The sequence below is a fragment of the uncultured Roseobacter sp. genome (genome assembly GCF_947493125.1).
In the GTDB taxonomy this organism is placed as follows: domain Bacteria; phylum Pseudomonadota; class Alphaproteobacteria; order Rhodobacterales; family Rhodobacteraceae; genus Roseobacter.
Map to the genome: position 1 here is coordinate 47,536 of NZ_CANLQB010000013.1, position 19,296 is coordinate 66,831.

Genomic DNA, 19,296 nt, shown 5'->3' on the forward strand with positions numbered 1-19,296 from the left:
GGATACCCGATCATCCATGCCGAAGTTACGCTCCAGATTTGCGCAGCTCGTTCCCTCCAAACTCCGACCGCTGCTGAAACGGCAGATCCGGCGATTTGACCGTCTGCGCGGGCTGAGCGGCGCGCGCAACCGCCCCGGTGTGGTGCTGATGCTGCATGTGGGCCGCTGCGGCAGCACCGTGCTGGCCAATCTGCTGGCGCAGAACGACCAGGTGCACTGGGACGGCAAACTGCCCCGCAAGGCGCTGCAGCTTTATGGCGAGGGGGTCCGCGACATCGACCACACCCGCTGGATCGCGGAGCAATTCGCGATTTCGGGAGACCGGTTTTACGGCTTCGAATTCAAGATCCTCGCCGACCAGTATCCGTCGATCTTCGGCACCAGCACCGCTGATTTCCTGCGCGCCTGCCGCGAGATCGGCGTCACCCACTACATTCTTCTGGCGCGGCGCAACACGCTGCGCCACGTGGTGTCGCACTATGCCAGCAAAAGCCGCGGCAACTGGCACGCCAACACGGCAGAGGCGGTGCAGAAGAAAGTGTTCTCCCTCGACATCGACGCCATCTCGACCGGACAGGCGCCGGGGCGGCCCCTGCTGGAGTATCTCGCCGAGGTCGATGCCGCCCATGCCGAGGTCCGCGCCCTGCTGGCCGGGGAAAACTTTCTCGAACTGGAATACGAGCGCGACATCGACGCCGCCGGGGCGGAAACCGCCTATGCCCGCGTCTGCGCCTTCCTTGGCATCCCGCCCGGCGCGGTCGAGATACGCAACCGCAAGATGAATCCTTTCCCTCTCGACAACGTGCTGGAGAATTATGACGCGGTTGAGCGTGCGCTGGCCGGCACCGACTTCGCCTGGATGAGTAAGGATTAACCCAATCGCCAGAATTGCCTTGACCCAATTGCCGGGATTCTGACTAATTGACAGATAGTTAATTTTTTAGTGATGGACATTATGCGGTATGTGGTCTGGCTTCTTCTTGCCTGCTTCTTCGGGGTGACGGCACAAACGGCTCAGGCAGCTCCTCTGCCGACGGAGCCGCCTTACGTGATCACGGTCACCTTCAAGCAAAGAATGATCAGTGACATGACGCTGGACATGCGCACCGGTGCCGAAACATGGCATCGGCCGAATGGCCGCACACGGGACGTGACCTTCTCCTTCCTGTCCGACGAGATGGATCACTTCCGCCGGGACGGGAACGCCATTTCCATGGAATGGGGCGGGTCCCGGTATTATTCCTACCGCTTCAACTACGATTTCGACACGCGCCTGGGCGCGCTGCACTTCGGTGACGGGATCGATCTGGCCGACAGCTACAGCTTCGACGGCAGGACCGGCACGCATTGGATCGGCGAGGACGTGTGGCCCTATCACTACTCCACCCGCAGCAAGTTGCGCCGGGTTGGGGTCTTTCTGTCCACACCGGCCCCGAACGGCGCCGCGGATGTGGCGCTGCCGCAAGCCCCGCTGCCCGCGACCCTGCCCATGCTGGCCGCAGGTGTCATCGGGTTCGCGCTCCTGCGGCGGCGGCGTTTGCAGCGTTCAGGCCGGGCGCTCTGACGACGGGCGCTTCGGTGTCGGGCGGAAGCGCTGAAAATACCGCTCGAGCGTGCGGAAACTCACCTCGGCGACCAGGCAGGCCAGCACCGCGAAGACAATGAACACAACCCATTTCGGGAGCGATGCTGTCGGCAGGATCCGGTGCGTGACGTCCAGTACGATCAGGTGATAGAGATAGATGCCGTAGCTGATCGCCCCGATGCGCGCCACCAGCCGCTGCTGCAGAAAGGGGCTGAGCGCGTTTTTCTCGCGCACCAGAAGGGCGATGAGGCAATAGGTCATGGTGAGGTGGATCGCAAAGCTCGGCAGACCCGTCAGATTGCCCGGAAGGACCTGGAACAGCACCCCCATCACCGCAAAGCCGGTCAGCGCCGCCCCGCGCCAGCCTGCGATCGCATCCAGAAGCGCATAGCCCCGCCGCCGGTGCAGCAGAATGGCCGCCAGCGACCCCAGAATGATCGGCGTATAGGCGGCACTGGGCAGGATGACCCGAAGCGGCCCGGCATAGCGCTCGAACGGACCACCAAAGGCCCCCATGTGCAGCGCCAGGTTCACCGCCACGAACGCAAGGCAGACCGGGATCAGGATCCTGAGCGGCAAAAGCACCACCAGCAGCGGCCAGAGCATGTAATACTGTTCTTCCACCGAGAGCGACCAGGTGATCGTCAGCAGCGGGATGTGATCGATCAGAAAATTCGACAGGAACAGGTAGTAGAAGGGCAGAAGCTCAAGCAGCTCGCTGCGCCCTTTCACGACGATGAAATAGCCCGACACACAGGTCACCACGAAGAAATAGACCGGTATGATGCGCAGGATCCGCCGCATGTAGAACCCGCGCAGCGAAATGCCGCCCGTTTCATCGGCTTCGCGCAGAAGCAGCGTGGTGATCAGATACCCGCTCAGCACAAAGAAGAAATCGACACCGAGAAACCCGCGCCGGAAGCCAAGCCACTGCTCCAGATAGGGAAAGGGCGTGAAATGGTGCCAGAGCACCATGAAGATGCAGATGAAGCGCAACCCGTCGAGGTTGCCGAAGCGCCGCCGCGCCCGATAGGCCTGCCAGCCGGCGGCGCCCGTGGTGTCTACTTGGGTCCCTTGCATAGGTCCTTCTCCAGCGTCTCCCAGGCGTTCAGCAGGGTCTCCCGCGCCACCTCCACACTATAGCGCGCCGCGATCTCCGCCGCCGCATGGGCGCGCAGGGCGTCCAGCGCGCTTGGGTCCGCGCGATACTCTGTCACGATCCGTTCCAGTTGCGCCACCATGCCGATCATGTCGTGATGTTCCACCACGAACCCCGTCTCGGCGGTGAAATACTCGTTCCCCCCGACCCCTGTATAGCCCACCACGATACAGCCCGCCGCCATCGCCTCCGCCGCCGGCAGGCCGAACCCTTCCATGTTGGAAAAGGACAAAAAGATCAGGCTCTCGTTCAGGATGCGGTCGCGCTCCGCGTTCGACATGTTCTCGATGGCGATGACCGGGATATCCGCAAAGGCCGCCCGGCGGCGCAGCGTGGCGGCAACCCGCTGGCTTTGCGGGCGCAGCTTGCGGGGCATATAAGCGATCTGCAGCCGCTTGGGATGATCCGCGCGCAGACCGGGGCCGGAAACGGGCAGCGTCAGCCGCAGCGGCCTCCGGCCCAGCAGCACCTCGACCGCCTGCCCGGCGACCTGAGAGGTGGCCAGCACCGCCGCGAAAGTCTCATGCGCATTCTCGCGGTCTTGCCCATAGGCGCGCATCAATGCTGTCGGATCCTGCGCGAACAGCACCTGAGGCCGGCCCGCGAAGAGGCGCGCATAGTTGGGGTAGCCGAACTCCGGCAATACGTAGACATCGCGGGGCTCAGGGAGAAACCGCGGGTTGCGCGGGTTGCGGCGCCATTCCTGCGCATACTGGCGCAGATCCGCGAGCCGCCGCCCAAGGGGCTTGCGCGCCCGCAGGCGGACCAGGTCGGGCAGGTGGAACACCTGGCGCGGCGCCTCGGCGAAAGGATAGCGGTGCGCGGGCCCGGCGTGCACAAGGGCCACGTCGTATCCCGCGGCCTCCAGGGCCACCGCAAAGTCGTAGATGACCGCCTGCCCACCCATCGGGCGGGCGATATCGGGCAGGATGAAGCAATAGCGCGACCGGTCCGCGCCGCCGCCGGTCATGCGACCGCAGCCGCTGCCGCACGGCTGGCGCACGCAGGACACGCCGGAGATGGCAGAGACATCGTCACGTGAGGTCTTTCCCGGTCAGCTGCCCAGCGGAATGAACCGCGGCAAGGGCTTCTGAATGGCTTTGAGGACCTCCATCAGCCGAGCCTCGGCGGCGGCATCGGGTTCGTTGCGCTGGATCGGCGTCGTCAGCCGCACGAGCGCACCGTCGGTGCGGCCGGTGCGAACCCCGTCCACCATCAGCCAGAACTTGGCGGCGAAATCCCAGGCCACCCGGCGCTCTTTCTGCTGGAACCAGTAGAAGACCATCATCCGGGTCTCCCCCTTCTGGATGATCGCGCGGTTCACCCGGAAGGGCACGTCGCTGGCCATGGCTGCGGTCAGATCGGTCCGCTCCAGCCAGGCGATCTCCCAGCCCGATCCGGGCAGGCAGACCTCGGGGCTGTGCACCCCGCCCTTGGACTGGTCGTCGTACCAGGCCATGAACAGGTTCACGCGGCCATCGACACCGGGCTTGACGAAGGACACCTGATGATAGTCATCCGCGCCCAGCTTGCGCGCCACGCCCGGCTTGAGGAATTCGCGCGTTCCGACCTGCGTCCAGCCGTCGAGCTCGCGCGGGAAGAGCGCGAAGCTGTCCCGGTCGGGCGCGTTGGTGCCCCGCTCCGGCAGCGCCTGAAGCGCCACAGCCGCCGCGATCATCGCCGCACTCGCGGTCACCAGAGCCGCGGAAGGATAGACGAAGCGGACCCGGGCCAGCTGCGTGCCGAGCCCGTCGGTGTCGAGATCGAGCGCCTGTGCCAGCGAGGGCTTCTCGGGGTGCAGCCAGAGCATCATCCAGGCCAGCCCGAAGAGGATCACGATACAGGCCAGGAAGATGACCCAGCCCTCGAAGAAATGCGTGAAGCCGTCCAGCCACTCCACCCCGTAATACTGCACGATGACACCGGCCACGGCGATCCGGAAGGAGTTCATCACGATGGCGATCGGCACCGCCGCCAGCAGCAGCGTGACCTTGTGCCAGGCCGGCCCTTTGTAGAGCGTGGCGAAGATGTAGGAAAAGCTCATGATCGGGAACATGTAGCGCAGCCCCGAACAGGCCTCGGCCACATGCAGCTTGAGGATCCCCAGATCGATGATGTTGCCGTCGAGGAAAACCGGCACATCCATCAGCCGCAGGAACCAGACCCCCAGTTCCGAGGACATGAACTGCAGGCTCGTGGTGACCTTGAAATAGATCACCCCCGGCAGCGGCAGCATGAAGACCAGGTGCAGAACCCCGGGCCAGAAGTGCCGTCCCGTGTGCCAGCCCCAGCTGATCAGCAGAATGCCCGCCACCCAGAGGATCAGCGCATAGGCCACGATGTCGTCGATGTTGGAGAGAATCCCCAGCAGACCGAGCATGATGGAGAAAAAGACCACCGCCACACCTGGCCAGCGGTCGTTTTTCTGTCCCGGAACAACCGGCACCTCGCGCAGCTGTTTGAGAAACAGCAGGGCGGAGAGCACCGGGATCAGCGGGCCATGGCTGTATTCCGGCAGTTGCCAGGCCGCCAGCAGCGCCTCGATCCCATTGGAGAAGAACAGGCCGGCGCCCACAATCGTGACCAGGAGCCAGAAAACACCCCAGTTGAGAAAGCCGGACACATCCGACCGTGGCGGCGAATTTGATGTTGTACTCGTCATAATCAGCTCACACCTAAAAACTCAAAGAATGCTCGACGCGCTTATACCGCGAAGTCGGCCTTCTTTCGTCATCAAATTTTCGACAGATCTTCCTTATCGGATAACGGGTTTCAAGGCAATCGACCGCGGCGGTCTGCCGATCTTCCCGGTTAACGGTAATCGGTGAAGCGGCTCAGGTCCTCTCCCTTCAGAAGCGCGTCGTAAAGCCCCGCGGTATAAGCCGCCTTGGCATCCCAGTCGTAGAGCCTGTCGGCATAGTCGCGCGCCGCCTGCGCCATCTCCGCATGGGCCTCGGGCGCGTCCAGACAGCGCTCCATGGCCGCGCGATAGTCCCGCACCAGCCCGTCCATGGGCTGCAGGGCGATCTGCACGCCCCGCCCGCCCGCAACCAGATCGCCCGGGGCGCCGTAATCGGTGACCAGACAGACCATGCCGGAGGCCATCGCCTCGATGACAACGCCTGCGCCCAACTCGCGGATGGAGGGAAACACGAACGCATCGCAGCGCCGCATGAACTCGGCCACCTCTGCCTGGCTCTTGCGGCCTTCGAAGATCACCCGCCCCTCGGCGCCCGCCTCTGCCACGATCTGCCGCAGGCGGGGCTCTTCGGGGCCATCGCCCAACACGTGCAGGATATGGTCCTTCATGCGCTCCGAGCCCGCAAAGGCGCGCACCGCCGCCTCGGGCACCTTGTAGGGCACCAGACGCCCGGCAAAGAGAAACCGCTTCGGCCCCGCCCCGGAGAACGGCCCCTGCCGGCCCTGCGCGTGAAACACCTCCGGGTCATAGCCGATCTCGGGAAAGGGCACGATCCGCTCCGCCGCCGAGGCGGGAATGTCATCGATGGTGTGCTGGAAGGAGGCCAGGATACAGGCCGCATGGCGATAGGTCGAGCGGGCGAACGGCAGGTAGCGATAGAGACCCCGCAGCCGCCGCAGCCCCTCGCGCTCGCGTTTCTGCTCACCTGAGAACGCCGCCGGCCAATCCAGATTGCCGTTGAGCGGCCCGATCACGAAAGGCTGTGCCGTGCGCCCCGACACGTAGCTCGGCAGCGTCGGCGACATCGGCGTGATCCGGTGCACCAGATCGAACTCACCGCGCTTGAGCGCGGGCCGGAACTGCGCCAGCGCCTGACGCTCGAAGGCGATGTAGGGCAGATAGGCCATGATCTGGCTCGTCGACCAGGCCACCTCGTTGCCGCCGCGCAGAAACAGCGCCAGCTTGTACATGCGCGCCGCGATCCACTCGTTGTCGATGTAATGCACCCGGTCGTCCAGATCCCCCGCCTTTTCGATGTTCTCGCGGTTGCGCACATGGGTGACGACGGTGACATCGGCGACGCGGCCAAGCGCACGGGCATATTTGTAGCCGACGATCGGCAGGGACGGCCATTCCGGGTTACAGCTTTCCGCCAGCACCAGCACACGACATCGGCGCGTCATAGACCATCTTCCAACAGCTCACTCTTCAGGCCGCTTGCTAGCACGGTGGCGGGCGGAAAGAGGAGCGAAATCTAAAAATTCCTTAAAATCGCATGGGGTGCAGGCGCCCGCGCGGCGGAAAAACACGCTATCCGTGGCCCGGCACGGCAGATAGGAGTTGACGCGATCTGCCGCAGCCAACAGGAACACTGCCATGACAGAGACTACATCCGCCGCTGCCGACCGCTCCTACGTGGTGATCTCGCCCTGCCGCAACGAGGCGGCCTATATGCGCCGCACGCTCGACAGTATGGTGGCGCAGTCCGCACCGCCCGCGCTCTGGGTGATCGTGGATGACGGCTCCACCGATGACACCCCCGCCATTCTCGCGGAATATACTGCTGCCCACGACTGGATCCGGGTCGTCCCGAAGCCCGACCGCGGCCACCGCGCCGTGGGCCCCGGCGTGATCGAGGCGTTTTACGCCGGGTTAGAGACGGTGTCGCTCTCCGATTACGCCTATCTGTGCAAGCTCGACCTCGATCTCGACCTGCCGCCGCGGTATTTCGAAATCCTGATGGACCGCATGGAGGCCACCCCGCGCATCGGCACCTGTTCCGGCAAGGCCTATTTCCGCAACAGCGCGGGCCAGCTGGTCAGCGAGAACATCGGCGACGAGATGTCCCTGGGCATGACCAAATTCTATTCCACCGCCTGTTTCGAGGCCATCGGCGGCTTCGTACGCGAGGTGATGTGGGACGGGATCGACTGCCACAAGGCGCGGCAACTGGGCTGGGCGCCGGTGAGCTGGGACGACGAAGATCTGCGCTTCGAGCACTTGCGCCCCATGGGCTCCAGCCAGCAGAGCATCTTCACCGGGCGGCGGCGGCACGGCTTCGGGCAGTATTACATGGGCACGCATCCGCTGTTCCTGATCGCCTCGGCCATCAACAAGGCGCGGCAGAAGCCCTATGTGCTGGGCGGGCTGGCGATGCTGCAGGGCTATTTCGGCGCCATGCTGCGCGGAGTGGACCAACACGGCGACACCGAGCTGATTGCCTTTATCAGAGACTATCAGAAGCGCGCCCTGCGGATCGGCAAAGCCCGCGCCGTGGCCGAGATCGAAGCGGAACGGGCGGGGTTGTTGAAGGTCTAGGCGGCGTTAGCCGTCTCGCGCCGGATCACGAGCAGCGCGCCCAACCCTGCGGCCAGCAGCGGAAAACCCGCCGGCAAAGGCACCGGAGATGGCGTCACGGTGACCGTGGTTTTGGACCAGGATGCGCTTCCTATATGATAGCCCTCACCGTCGTCAAAATCATGATAATAGCTAGCGCCTCCTCCAGCCTTAAAAGAAAACTCGGCCAGACCCGAAAACGCCATAACTTTGTATGACCCTTCCATCGTTGCAAAGTCGTAGGTGAAAAAGCCGTAACGGGTGTCACCTTCAAGAAGGGTTCCGGTGATACTGTAAAAATCAACAAGCGAGTCGAAGAAAAATCCGGCAAATGTCGCGTCAACGTCATCATATTCCTCAATGACTTCGCCTGTGAAGTATTCCACCAATTGTGAAGACGAAGTCTCGAGATCTTTGTCCGAAACCGAAACCTCCAGCGTAAAATCCCGCTTCGGAACCTGGGTGGCCGCCTCCGCGAAACCGGGCAGCACCAGGGCGAGGAGACAGGCGAAAAACCTCATAAAACAATCCTTTCTTTGAAAATCAGCAGCTTACCGGGGCTGAAGAATACCTGTCATGCTAGCACCCGGTGGCGGCACACGTCCAATCCCCTATGAGCATGACACCGAATCTGCACTGGAGCGCAGCCGACAGGTCTAGGCGGCAGCGCCTGTGCCGTGCCCCATCGCTTCATTGATCGCAGCGGCGGCAGACGTTAGCGTCAAAGGGTTATGTAAATTCATTTCCAGAAAGGGAATTTAGATGCTCAGGTTCATCATGGCCACGGGCCTGCTCGTGTGTTTTGCGACGACAGGGTCGGCAGCGTCCTTCAAATACTCATCATCCAGCGTTGATCAATTGGACTATTTCGATCAGCACCGAATGGGTGGGTATGTTTCCCCGAGCGAGGATCTTTCCTACCAAACGGGCGTTTCTATTGTGTTCGAAATCAACGAACGGATCAAAAGGAATACAACTTACGTCTACGATAGGAGCGCCAGAAACTGGGATGTGTCCATAGTCGGCGGTGGAGTGAAACCCGAATATGAGCTTCTACCTTTTGATGGATTCGAGTTCTCTATCACGACAGGTTCAGACCGTCAGGTCATTGATTGGGATTTCTTCTACGAGGAGGATTTCGCAGTTGATTATTTCCGGTGGAGTTCCTCGCCTCTCGAAGAGCGAAGTAAAGGCAACTACGAGTTCATCGACTTGGACTGCGTAGATGAGCTGGATGATCCAGGCAACGAAAGTGAGTGCTTTGACGACGAAACATTCCGCGCCAACGGTGTTGGCACTTGGGAGAGGGTCACACCGGTTCCCGTCCCTGCCTCCCTGCCCCTGCTGGCCGGCGGCCTGGGCCTGATCGGTCTGGCCCTGCGGCGGAAAAGGCGCGTCTGACGTCAAACCGCTCAAAAGCGCGGTAGGCGTGACGGAGAAACTGCGCTAGAGCGGACGCCAACCATTCCTGCGAGTACCCTGCCCCGATGACACCCTCCGCCCTTTCCCGTCTGCGCGACAAGATCCTTTACGATGTGCTCGGGCATGTGCCCCGCAACCGCCCCTTTCTCTTCGGCATCGGGCTGAGCAAGACGGGCACCACCTCGCTCAACGACGCGCTGGAGATCCTCGGCTACAGCGCCTTTCACCTGCCGCCCATCGCCCATGCGGACGCGCAGGGGCAGATCCGCAGCCGCTGGCCCTGGTGGGTCTACAAATACGACGCACTCACCGATCTGACGGTCTCGGTGCTGCATGCGGAGCTGCGCGAGACCTTCCCCAACGCCCGCTTCATCCACACCCGCCGCCCGCTGGAGAAATGGCTCGACAGCTGCCGGAGGCACTTCACCGCGGAACTGGGCCAGACCCGGATCGCGCAGGGGCAGGCGTATCTCAACGATCTCTGCGACGCCTTCTACGGCAGCCATATCTACGACGAGGCGGGCTATCGCGCAGCCTATGAGCGCCACGAGCGCGAGGTGATGGCGCTGCACGGCGGGCAGCCCGGGTTCATGGACTGGGACCTGACCCAGGGCGACGGCTGGGCGCCGCTCTGCGCGTTTCTCGGAAAACCGGTGCCGGAGGCGCCCTTTCCTGTCTCTAACAAGGGGCGCAAGGCCTCCTGAGCGCTGCCCTAGGGCGTGTCCCCGGCGTCCTCCGCCCCGTCCCGGGCACGGGGGTCCACCAGCAGCGCCATGATCCAGCCGGCGATGAAGCCGCCCAGATGCGTCTCCCAGGCCAGTTGCCCGCCCATCGCCCACCACAGCACCAGGTTCAGCACCACCAGCCAGAAGGCCGCGTTGGCCACCGGCCAGAGCCCCTCGCGGCGGGTGAAGCGATCCACATAGTTCCAGGCCAGCAGCGCGCCCGCCAGCCCGAAGAGCGCCCCCGAGGCCCCGACCATCGGTGGAAAGGGCTGGGCCAGAAGGGCAAAGACCACAGCCCCCCCGGCCTGCGCGCCCGCATAGACCAGCCCGAAACCCCGGGCGCCCACCCGCTCCACAACCGGGCCGCCCAGCGACCACAGCGTGATCATATTGACCGCAAGATGCGCCAGCCCGCCGTGCAAAAGCCCGTATGTCAGGAACATCAGCGTCGGCTGCACCGCGTAATTCGGGGTCCAGCCGCTCAGCAGCCCCGGCCAGAAGGCGCCGTAGTCATAGACCAGGCCGCGCAGCCGGGGGGCGCCGACCAGCCCCTGATCGGTCAGCTGCAGGACAAGCTCGGTGCCGCAGCAGATCACGGTCAGGGCAATCAATATCCATCTGCCCGACGGGCCGGATGCAGACTGCGAAGGACTAGGGTTCGACATCACGCGCCATCGTGGACATTGGCCTTAGCGTAAGACCGACGTTTCAGGGCGTCCAAGAGAAATTACGCTCCACCCCCAGGAAAACGGTGTTGGAGCTGCGGTCCTCGGCATTGTCCTGCGTGGACAGACGATGCCTGTAGCCGCCCACCAGCCCCCAGTCCCGCGTCAGCGCGTAGCGGTAGCTGAGGCTGACATCGACGCGCTGTGCGTCATTGCCGGCCTCGCCCAGCTCGTTGCGGTCGAAGAACGACAGGCTCACTCCGAAGCTGGACAGGCTGTTGACCTGCTGGTTGTAGGCAGCGTTCAGGCGGGTGTTGATTTCCTCGTTGTTGTCGTTGTCGGTGTTGACCGACTGGCTGAGACCGACGGACACGGTGCCTGTGGACAGGTTGTGCACGTAATCCGCCTGCACCAGCGGATCGGTCCCGAGCGAGTCGGTGCCGGTCGCCCCCAGTGTCAGGGACAGCGCGCCGCGCGGCATCTGCATCGTACGGCGCACGCTGAACGAGGACCGCCGGCCGTCATCGTTGGAGGTGATGTCGGAGGCATAGCTCACCCCCAGCGCACCGTTCGGCAGCGCCCGCTCCCAGTCGATGGAGCCGCTCAGCCCTTCATCGGTGGCGGTCTGATCGCCCGACCGCTCGACCCGGTCATAGCTGAGCCCGATGTTGATCGTGTCGACCCTGCTCGCCTGCAGCCGGACCGCCGATCCGAAGCCGGTGGTCTCCCGGTCGACCCCATCGCCACGGGCGTCGAAATCCCGGTAGAGCGAGGTCAGGCTGGCGGTGATGCGCGGGGTGATGCGGAAATCGATCTGTCCGGAGAAATCCTGGCGGGAACTGTCCTGCAGGTTCGGGTCGGCGTCGTCGCTGTATGCGATCCGGTTCTCACTCCAGTTGAAGCTGGCCCCGATCGGCGCCTCCTGCCCGACGGCCCCCTCAAGGCGGTAGCTGTAGGTGCGCCGCGTCCCCTCGGTCTGGTCGATGACGTTGCCGTCCTGGTCGAAATCCTCGTCCTGAATGCCGGAGGTCACATCCGCCTCGCGATAGCGCAGCGAGATCCCGGCGCGCGCACTGCGGGTCTGCCGGTTGTAGGAGAGCGTGCCGAAACTGTTGGTCAGATCAACGCTGTCGCGGCCCGCGCGGCCTTCCTCGATATCGGTCCCGAGACCCAGCGAGAACCGGTCGATGGCCCGCTGGCTGTCGAGCCCGAAGCTCAGGATGGTGCGGCCGAAGAAATCCGATTCCCCCTCTACATCCAGATCGGGGTTGTCACTGTATTCAAAGCGCTGTTCCACGCCGAAATTCGCCACCATGCCCGGCGGCGTGCCATCCTGCGCATGACCGGCGGCACCGGCGCAATACAGAAGGACCGCCGCCGCTCCGGTGCTGCGTCCGACGATGCTCTGCTGTGGGGCGGGCTGTCCGCTATTCGAACAACCGCCGCTCGGGTACCAGAATGACATCTCCGTCCTTCAGCTCGATATCCGTTGTCACGGCGCCGTCTGCGAGCGCCTTGTAGTTCAATGTGGTGACGCTCTGCTGTCTCGTCCGGGGATCGGTGCGCCGCAGCTGGATGCGCTTGACGGCCGCAAACCGCGAGACCCCGCCGCTGATCGCCACGGCCTGCAGCAGGGTCGTGCCCGTCTCAACCTCGACCACACCGGGCCGGTTCACCTCGCCCACGAAATAGACCGAGATGGTCGGCCCGCTGGCCGCGGCCCCCCCGGCGCTGAGCGGCGCGCGCACCGCCGGGTTCACGGAGACGAAAACGGTTGGGCTGGTTGCGAAATTGGGGGAGATGGCGCTGGAAATGCTGGCCTCGATCTCGCTGACGGTCAGCCCCCGTGCCGGCAGAGCCCCGGCGAACGGAAAGTTGAACCGCCCGTCCGGCAGGACCGCCACGGTGCGGTTGAGCGATCCGTCCTCAAGCACCTCGATGGTCAGGGTGTCCCCAGTCTGCACGCGGTATGACCCCTGTGCGAGCGCCATCACGGCCCAGCAGGACAGAACGAGCCCCGCCATAATTGTCTTCAGGATCTTGAGCATATGCCTGTCCTCACCACGAAATTCCGGTTGTCGCCCCCATTGCGCAGATGGACAATCTCTACACCTGCAGCCCGGGGCAAGACCAATGTCGCATCCGATTATCGCAGGATTAGCCCCGGACTGTCACCACAGCGCCACAGGCACAGACAACCCTGGGCCTACGTCGCGCCCGACAGCATGTCCGGGGTGATCATCTCGTAGCCCATCAGCGACACGATCTCAGGGTCCAGTGTCTCGTTGATGATGTCCAGCGTGGCCGGTCCGAGTTTCTCGCGCCAGCATTCGCGCAGATAGTAATCGGCATAGGTGCGGTGAGACACCGTGCCATCCTCGCGCTTGACCCCTTCGGAAACGGGAACGTGCCGGTCGCGTTTCGCAATCCCCAGATCGGCTGCAACCCGCGCCAGCGTCGCCGCCTCATCGGCCAGAAAATCCTCGTAGCGCGCAATCACCGCATGGGTCGCGGCCTGTTGCAGACGCGCATAGCCGCGCATCTTGCGGTTCCAGACCTCCGCCGGCAGCAGCGGCCTTGGGCCGAGATTCTCGCGCTGTTCCATCACCGGCAGGCGCCGCGTCAGGAAGCGCTCCAGATCGCTGTCCTGCGCGCCCACGTGATAGGGCCGCTGGAACAGCGACAAAAGCCAGGCATAGGGATTCTTGACCAGCATCAGAAACCGCACCGAGGCGAGCGCCTCCGGCCCGATCCGTTCGGGATCGGGGTTCATGTGCTTCCAGCCGAGGTTGCGCGCGAAGGTCGCCTCGAAGAACCGATCACGCGCGGTTTCGTGCAGCCGGTGGGTCAGCCCGGGCATGAACCGGCGCAAACGGCGGGTGAAGATCGTCCGCAGATCTCCGTCATCGACCCGCCCGGGAAGCACCTGGGCCTGAAGATTCAGGTCCGCCAGGGCCGCAAGGTAATTGGTGCCGGTGTTCCGCTCACCGTAGATCTTGAGCGCGACATCGTCCGATGAACTGAAGGGCTTCGTGGATCTCATGAACAAGCCAATGTTTCCTTCTGGCGACTAACAACCTGCAACCAACCGCCCTCACAGGTCAATCACAGGTTGCTCACAGGACTGTTCCGGCAAAGGCGCAAAAACATCTTGGGATAGAATTGAATCCGTTCTGCAAAACGATGTGACAGTCTCGTGAAGTTATGGGAATCGACCGGACGTCGGCACCCACAGCGTAAATTTCCGGCACTCTATCGTGCGCTGGTCATCGCGCATACCCCCCGCTGCGGTGCCACGCCCAGGCATCCGCGATCATGTCACCCATGGTCGAGCGCTCCGGCGTCCAGCCCAGCTCCTCGAGCGCGCGCACCGAACCCGACACCAGCCGGGTCGCATCGCCCGCCCGGCGCACCCCTTCCTCGACCGGCACCGGCCGGTTGGTGATCCGCCCCGCGGCCTCGATCACCTCGCGCACCGAAAAGCCGGTGCCGGTGCCGAGGTTGAAGACCCGGCTGCCGCGCCCCGCCTGCAGCCAGTGCAGCCCCTTCACATGGGCCTCCACCAGATCGCAGACATGCACGTAGTCACGAATGCAGGTGCCGTCGGGGGTGTCGTAATCGGTGCCGTGGATGGTCAGCGCCGGGCGCTGCCCGTCGACCGCCTGCAGGATTAGCGGCACCAGATGGGTCTCGGGCTGGTGGAATTCGCCCACCTCGGCCTCCGGATCGGCCCCCGCCACGTTGAAATAGCGAAAGATCACCGAGCGCAGCCCATGGGCGGCCTCGAAATCGCGCAGCATGTCCTCGATGGCCCGTTTCGAGGCGCCATAGGCGTTGAGCGGGTCCTGCGGGCAGTGCTCGTCCAGCGTCACCCCGTCCTGCTCGCCATAGGTGGCGCAGGTCGAGGAGAAGACAAAATCGCGACACCCCGCCGCCAGCGCCGCCTCGATCAGGTTGAGGCTCCCGGTCACGTTTGTGCGCCAGTAGCGCCCCGGATCCGACATCGCCTCGCCCACCTGGCTCAGCGCCGCGAAATGCATCACCGCCTCCGGGGCATGGACCGCAAAAACCGCGTCGAGCCGGGCGCGGTCCAGCAGGTCGCCTTCCTCGAAGGGGCCGAATTTCACCGCATCGCGCCAGCCGGTATCGAGGTTGTCGAAGGTGACCGGGGTGTGGCCTGCAGCCCGCAGCGCCTTGCAGGCATGCGATCCGATATAACCGGCCCCGCCCGTGACGAGAATTGTGCCCATGCTCTGCTCCTGTCTGTCCGGACCGTGGTGCTGCCCTCCCGCATATCAAACAGGCCGCCAATGGCGAGCGAAAAACAACACGTCCCAGAGGCGCGCGCGGGCTTGTGCCGGCCCGGGCCAGCGGGCATTGTGCGCCGCGCCCCACCCGGCATGATACGGCGCGCAGCGCCGGCGAACCCGCAACTGCAAGGACATGACGTGGCTCCAAAATTCGGCACCAGCGGCCTGCGCGGCCTCGTGGTCGAGCTGACCCCCAACCTGATTGCCAGCTATACACGCGCCTTTCTGGCCAGCTGCCCGCACGGCGGCGCGGTGCATGTGGGGCGCGACCTGCGCGCCTCCTCCCCCGCCCTGGCACAGACGGTGCTCAAGACCGTCACCGGGGCCGGGCTCGCGGCGGTGGATCACGGCGTGCTGCCCACCCCGGCGCTGGCGCTGGCCGCGGGCACGGCGGGCCAGGCGGCGATCATGATCACCGGCAGCCACATCCCCGCCGACCGCAACGGGCTGAAGTTCTACCGCCCCGACGGCGAGATCGGCAAGGCGGATGAGGCGGCGATCCTGGCCGCCTGCGAGACCGCCCCGCCCCCTGCCCCGGCACCCGGAACGCTGCAGCAGAGCGCGGAGGCGCTTCGGGCCTATGCCGCGCGTTACCTCGACGCCTTTGGCCCGTCGGCCCTCGCCGGGCTCCGGGTCGGGGTCTATGAGCACAGCTCGGTGGCCCGCGACGTGCTGGGCGACGTGCTGGAGGGGCTGGGCGCCGAGGTGGTGCGGCTGGCGCGCTCGGAAACCTTCATCCCCGTCGATACCGAAGCGGTGGACCCGGAGACGCGCACACAACTGTCGGACTGGTGCCGCGATCACGGGCTTGATGCGCTGGTCTCCACCGATGGCGACGCCGACCGCCCCATGGTCACCGATGCCGCCGGTCGGATCGTGCCCGGCGATGTGCTGGGCCCGCTCACCGCGCGCAGCCTGGCTGCTGCGGTGATCTGCACCCCGGTCTCCTCGAACACGCTGGTCGATGCGATGCAGGGGTTCACCCAGGTTCGGCGCACGAAGATCGGCTCCCCCTTCGTCATCGCCGCCATGGAAGAGACCGCAGGCGCCCGCGTCGTGGGCTATGAGGCCAATGGCGGCTTCCTGCTGGGCTTTGCGGCAGAGGGGCCCGCCGGCCCGCTCGCGCCGCTGATGACGCGCGACTGCCTGCTGCCCATCCTGGCCCCGCTGGCCACCGCACGGGCCGCGGGCCAGCCGCTGGCGGATGTGGTGGCCGCCCTGCCCGCCCGCTTCACCGCCGCCGACCGCATCGCGGGGATCGAGACCGACCGCTCTCGCGCCTTCCTGGAGCAGCTGACCGACAGCCCGGAGGCGCGCCGCGGCTTTTTCGACGGGCGCGCGGCGGAAGCGGGCGTGGATCTCACCGACGGGCTGCGACTGACCTTTGCGGATGGCACGATCATCCACCTGCGGCCCTCGGGCAACGCCCCCGAGTTCCGCTGCTATGCCGAAGCAGACAGCCCCGACCGGGCCGAGGCGCTCATGCGCGAGACCCTGCAGGCGGTGGCGGACCGGCTGGGCTGAGGCCCCGCGTCAGTTGGCGCAGGCGCTCTCGAATGCGGCGACCTGGCCCGCGCTGAGGTAATAGCCGTTGCGCATCACAAAGCGCGAGCGGATGTCGCTCAGCACCCTACCCTGGGCATCCACATGCACCACCTGCCCCGGCACGCCCTGAAACACGATGCCGCCATCGGGCAGAAGCTGGTGGTTGCCGGTCACCTTGCGGTACCAGTCGTATTGCTCCGGCCCCACCCGGATCTCGCGCGGCCCCTCGAAGGGCTGATAGTCGATCAGGGAGTGATCGAAGTTGGAGCGGTTGTTGTAGACCGACACGCCGGCGCGATACCAATGCGGATCATGCGGGCGGTTGAAGAAGGACCGCCACAGGATCCGGCCGGTCGAACCTTCGACCACCGCGATCATATTGACCTGCCGCAGGCTGATCAGCACCGCGTCATCGGGGAAGGCCGCCGTGCGCCCGCCGTTCAGCAGCGCCGCATTGGCGTGATAGGGATCGCGCGTGTGAACGGGCCGCGCGCCCGCCCGCTGTTCCAGCGGCGAGAACCGTATGTTTTCATTCTCCGCACCATAGCGGAAGGTGGCGGCATTGCTGTCGAGCAGCATCGCCGAGAGAATGGGCTCGTCCGGGTTCGCCAGCACCAGATCGCGCAGCGCGAAATGCTCCCGCGCGGCGCCGGTCTGAACATCGACTGACACCACAACGTCATTGCGCCACAGGGTCAGCTCGCCCTGATGCGGGTCGATCTCGTGGTGATAGCCGATCCCGCCCTCGGCCTCGCGGGTCCAGAGCGGTGTGCCGCACCAGTCCACCGCGCGCAGCACACCGGAGGTATTGGCCACCACGACACCGTCCTGCGTATAGGTGATCCGCCGCGGCGAATTCGAAGTGCCCACGACCGGGAACCGCCAGGTCCGCGCCACCGCGCCCTGCATGTCCATCAGATGCACGGTCGGCACCGGCGCACCGTCCTGATCGAAGAACCCGTAGAGCATGTAATAGCCCTCGGTCAGCTCGGTCTGCAGCGCCACCTGCCCGTCCACCGCATTGGTCTCGAGACCGGCCTCGAGCTCGAAGGGGTTCTCGCTGCCGGTCAGCGCCAGAAACCGCTCCCAGAGCGTGGCATCGTCAAACTCGTCGCCGCGCACGAAGTCGCGGATCTCGCGCATGACCTTGTAAGGAAAGACCTTGTGCTTGAAGACCGCATAGGCCCAGAGGCCCCCCAGCGTCGTCAACACCATGAAAATGATCAGCACCAGCCAGACCGGGATTTTGGCGAATAACACACGTTCCAAAAGAGAATCCGTTTCTTCAAATACCGTACAAAAACACCGCCCGTGACATAGCCAACGGCGCATAATGTGACAAGATATTGTTCTAAAGCCCCGGGGCCAGAGTTAACGGACGCGCAGGTGCCCTGAAGGGCGGGGCCTGCGAAATCCCCTTTCGGGCTGGGGCGTTTTCCGTCACTAAAGGCCCATGCAACGCACCGCTCTCGTCACCGGATCCGCAGGCTTCATCGGCTATTTCACCACCCGCGCCCTGCTCGATGCGGGCTGGCGCGTGGTGGGGCTCGATGCGCTCACCGACTACTACGAGGTGGCCCTGAAGGAGCGCCGCCACGCGATGCTCGCACAGTCCCGGGACTTCACGCCCGTGGTGGGGCGGCTGGAAGAGCCCGGACGGCTGGCCGCCCTTTTCGAGGCGCATACTCCCGATCTGGTGGTGCATCTCGCCGCCCAGGCGGGCGTGCGCTATTCGATCGACAACCCGGCGTCTTACGTGCAGGCCAATCTGGTGGGCACCGCCGAGTTGCTCGAGGCCGCCCGCGCGCATCCGCCCGCGCATATGCTTCTGGCCTCGACCTCCTCGGTCTATGGCGCCAATACCGAGATGCCGTACCGCGAGACCCACAAGGTCGACACCCAGATGTCCTTCTATGCCGCCACCAAGAAGGCCACCGAGGCGATGGCCCATTCCTATGCGCATCTCTACGACCTGCCCACGACGATGTTCCGCTTTTTCACCGTCTACGGCCCTTGGGGGCGGCCTGACATGGCGCATTTCAAATTCACCCGCGCCATCCTCGAAGGGCGCCCCATCGACGTCTACAACAACGGCGAGATGATGCGCGACTTCACCTATATCGACGATCTCGTCACGGCCCTCGTGGCCCTCGCCGATGTGGTGCCGGACCCGGCGGACCCGGTGGCGGATGACAGTCTCTCACCCGTGGCGCCCTTCCGGGTGGTCAATATCGGCAACGGAGCGCCGGTGAAGCTGATGGACTACATCGCCGCCATCGAGACCGCCTGCGGGCGGGTGGCGGAAAAGACCCTCCTGCCCATGCAGCCCGGAGACGTGCCCGCCACCTGGGCCGATGCCGGCCTGCTCGACACACTGCTGGGCCCGCGGCAGGTGACACCGCTCGACGTGGGCATCGGCCGCTTCGTGGACTGGTACAGGGACTATTACGGCGTATAGAGGCTGTTTTCGGGTCTGGGCGGCGGTCCGGATGCGGGGGCCGAGGCCCGTCCACCGGCAGGTGGCCCAGGCCCCCCAGTTCTTTACAGCCCCTGTGATCCTGCCTACGTAGGACGCCTACGGTCTCCAAGGCATGCCATGATGATGACGCGCGCTCAGTCGAACATTAA

Annotated in this window: 18 protein-coding genes; 7 read left to right on the forward strand and 11 right to left on the reverse strand. The window is 64.7% G+C overall.

Annotation, left to right across the window (positions count from 1 at the left end; translation table 11 throughout):
* Positions 1-16 precede the first annotated feature (16 nt).
* Together Q1A71_RS21660 and Q1A71_RS21665 are read left to right on the forward strand one after the other, a co-directional pair.
* Positions 17-874: a hypothetical protein gene (locus Q1A71_RS21660; RefSeq protein ID WP_299681749.1), complete on the forward strand. Its 858-nt coding sequence runs from the start codon at positions 17-19 to the stop codon at positions 872-874.
* 81 nt (positions 875-955) lie between these two features.
* Positions 956-1,564, forward strand: coding sequence for a hypothetical protein (locus tag Q1A71_RS21665; protein ID WP_299681752.1), 609 nt, complete (start codon positions 956-958; stop codon positions 1,562-1,564).
* Here Q1A71_RS21665 and Q1A71_RS21670 read toward each other — a convergent pair.
* From Q1A71_RS21670 to Q1A71_RS21685, 4 genes are all read right to left on the reverse strand, one after another.
* Positions 1,547-2,665, reverse strand: a complete 1,119-nt coding sequence (locus Q1A71_RS21670; protein WP_299681755.1) for an acyltransferase — start codon at positions 2,663-2,665, stop codon at positions 1,547-1,549. The two genes, Q1A71_RS21665 and Q1A71_RS21670, sit on opposite strands and share 18 nt — an antisense overlap.
* Positions 2,647-3,714, reverse strand: a complete 1,068-nt coding sequence (locus tag Q1A71_RS21675; protein WP_299681758.1) for a glycosyltransferase — start codon at positions 3,712-3,714, stop codon at positions 2,647-2,649. The genes Q1A71_RS21670 and Q1A71_RS21675 overlap by 19 nt, the downstream gene beginning before the upstream one ends.
* Before the next feature lie 84 nt (positions 3,715-3,798).
* Complete coding sequence (xrtD, locus tag Q1A71_RS21680; RefSeq protein WP_299681763.1) at positions 3,799-5,406, reverse strand: VPLPA-CTERM-specific exosortase XrtD; 1,608 nt, start codon at positions 5,404-5,406, stop codon at positions 3,799-3,801.
* Between the two features lie 149 nt (positions 5,407-5,555).
* Positions 5,556-6,848: a glycosyltransferase family 4 protein gene (locus tag Q1A71_RS21685; RefSeq protein ID WP_299681768.1), complete on the reverse strand. Its 1,293-nt coding sequence runs from the start codon at positions 6,846-6,848 to the stop codon at positions 5,556-5,558.
* Positions 6,849-7,041: 193 nt separating this feature from the next.
* Here Q1A71_RS21685 and Q1A71_RS21690 point away from each other — a divergent pair, with 193 nt between their 5' ends.
* Complete coding sequence (locus tag Q1A71_RS21690; RefSeq protein WP_299681772.1) at positions 7,042-7,983, forward strand: glycosyltransferase family 2 protein; 942 nt, start codon at positions 7,042-7,044, stop codon at positions 7,981-7,983.
* Here the strand turns inward: Q1A71_RS21690 and Q1A71_RS21695 are convergent.
* Positions 7,980-8,522, reverse strand: coding sequence for a VPLPA-CTERM sorting domain-containing protein (locus Q1A71_RS21695; protein ID WP_299681775.1), 543 nt, complete (start codon positions 8,520-8,522; stop codon positions 7,980-7,982). The two genes, Q1A71_RS21690 and Q1A71_RS21695, sit on opposite strands and share 4 nt — an antisense overlap.
* Before the next feature lie 241 nt (positions 8,523-8,763).
* On the opposite strand from Q1A71_RS21695, the gene Q1A71_RS21700 reads away from it, so the two are divergent.
* Both Q1A71_RS21700 and Q1A71_RS21705 read left to right on the forward strand, forming a co-directional pair.
* The gene (locus tag Q1A71_RS21700) at positions 8,764-9,402 is read left to right on the forward strand and encodes a PEP-CTERM sorting domain-containing protein (RefSeq protein WP_299681777.1); all 639 of its coding nucleotides are present in this window, start codon (positions 8,764-8,766) and stop codon (positions 9,400-9,402) included.
* A gap of 86 nt (positions 9,403-9,488) precedes the next feature.
* A complete protein-coding gene (locus Q1A71_RS21705) occupies positions 9,489-10,127 on the forward strand; it encodes a sulfotransferase family protein (protein WP_299681780.1) in 639 nt (212 codons plus the stop codon).
* 8 nt (positions 10,128-10,135) lie between these two features.
* Here Q1A71_RS21705 and Q1A71_RS21710 read toward each other — a convergent pair whose 3' ends face one another.
* The 5 genes from Q1A71_RS21710 to galE all read right to left on the reverse strand — a co-directional run bounded on the left by Q1A71_RS21710 (position 10,136) and on the right by galE (position 15,063).
* Positions 10,136-10,759 carry a rhomboid family intramembrane serine protease gene (locus Q1A71_RS21710; protein WP_299681783.1) on the reverse strand — a complete coding sequence of 208 codons (624 nt, stop codon included), beginning with the start codon at positions 10,757-10,759 and terminating at the stop codon, positions 10,136-10,138.
* 97 nt (positions 10,760-10,856) lie between these two features.
* On the reverse strand, positions 10,857-12,278 hold the full coding sequence (locus tag Q1A71_RS21715) for a hypothetical protein (RefSeq protein ID WP_299681786.1): 1,422 nt from the start codon (positions 12,276-12,278) through the stop codon (positions 10,857-10,859).
* Positions 12,241-12,861: a polysaccharide biosynthesis/export family protein gene (locus Q1A71_RS21720; RefSeq protein ID WP_299681790.1), complete on the reverse strand. Its 621-nt coding sequence runs from the start codon at positions 12,859-12,861 to the stop codon at positions 12,241-12,243. Before Q1A71_RS21720 ends, Q1A71_RS21715 begins: the two co-directional genes overlap by 38 nt.
* Before the next feature lie 158 nt (positions 12,862-13,019).
* On the reverse strand, positions 13,020-13,862 hold the full coding sequence (locus Q1A71_RS21725; RefSeq protein WP_299681793.1) for a hypothetical protein: 843 nt from the start codon (positions 13,860-13,862) through the stop codon (positions 13,020-13,022).
* A gap of 217 nt (positions 13,863-14,079) precedes the next feature.
* Entirely contained in the window at positions 14,080-15,063 is a 984-nt protein-coding gene (gene galE / locus Q1A71_RS21730; protein WP_299681795.1) for a UDP-glucose 4-epimerase GalE, read from the reverse strand.
* Positions 15,064-15,261: 198 nt separating this feature from the next.
* On the opposite strand from galE, the gene Q1A71_RS21735 reads away from it, so the two are divergent.
* Positions 15,262-16,647, forward strand: coding sequence for a phosphomannomutase (locus Q1A71_RS21735; RefSeq protein ID WP_299681798.1), 1,386 nt, complete (start codon positions 15,262-15,264; stop codon positions 16,645-16,647).
* A 9-nt stretch (positions 16,648-16,656) separates the two neighbouring features.
* Here the strand turns inward: Q1A71_RS21735 and Q1A71_RS21740 are convergent, their stop codons facing one another.
* A complete protein-coding gene (locus tag Q1A71_RS21740) occupies positions 16,657-17,928 on the reverse strand; it encodes an arylsulfotransferase family protein (RefSeq protein ID WP_299681864.1) in 1,272 nt (423 codons plus the stop codon).
* A gap of 193 nt (positions 17,929-18,121) precedes the next feature.
* Here Q1A71_RS21740 and Q1A71_RS21745 point away from each other — a divergent pair, with 193 nt between their 5' ends.
* A complete protein-coding gene (locus tag Q1A71_RS21745) occupies positions 18,122-19,126 on the forward strand; it encodes an NAD-dependent epimerase/dehydratase family protein (RefSeq protein WP_299681801.1) in 1,005 nt (334 codons plus the stop codon).
* The last annotated feature ends 170 nt before the right edge of the window (positions 19,127-19,296 follow it).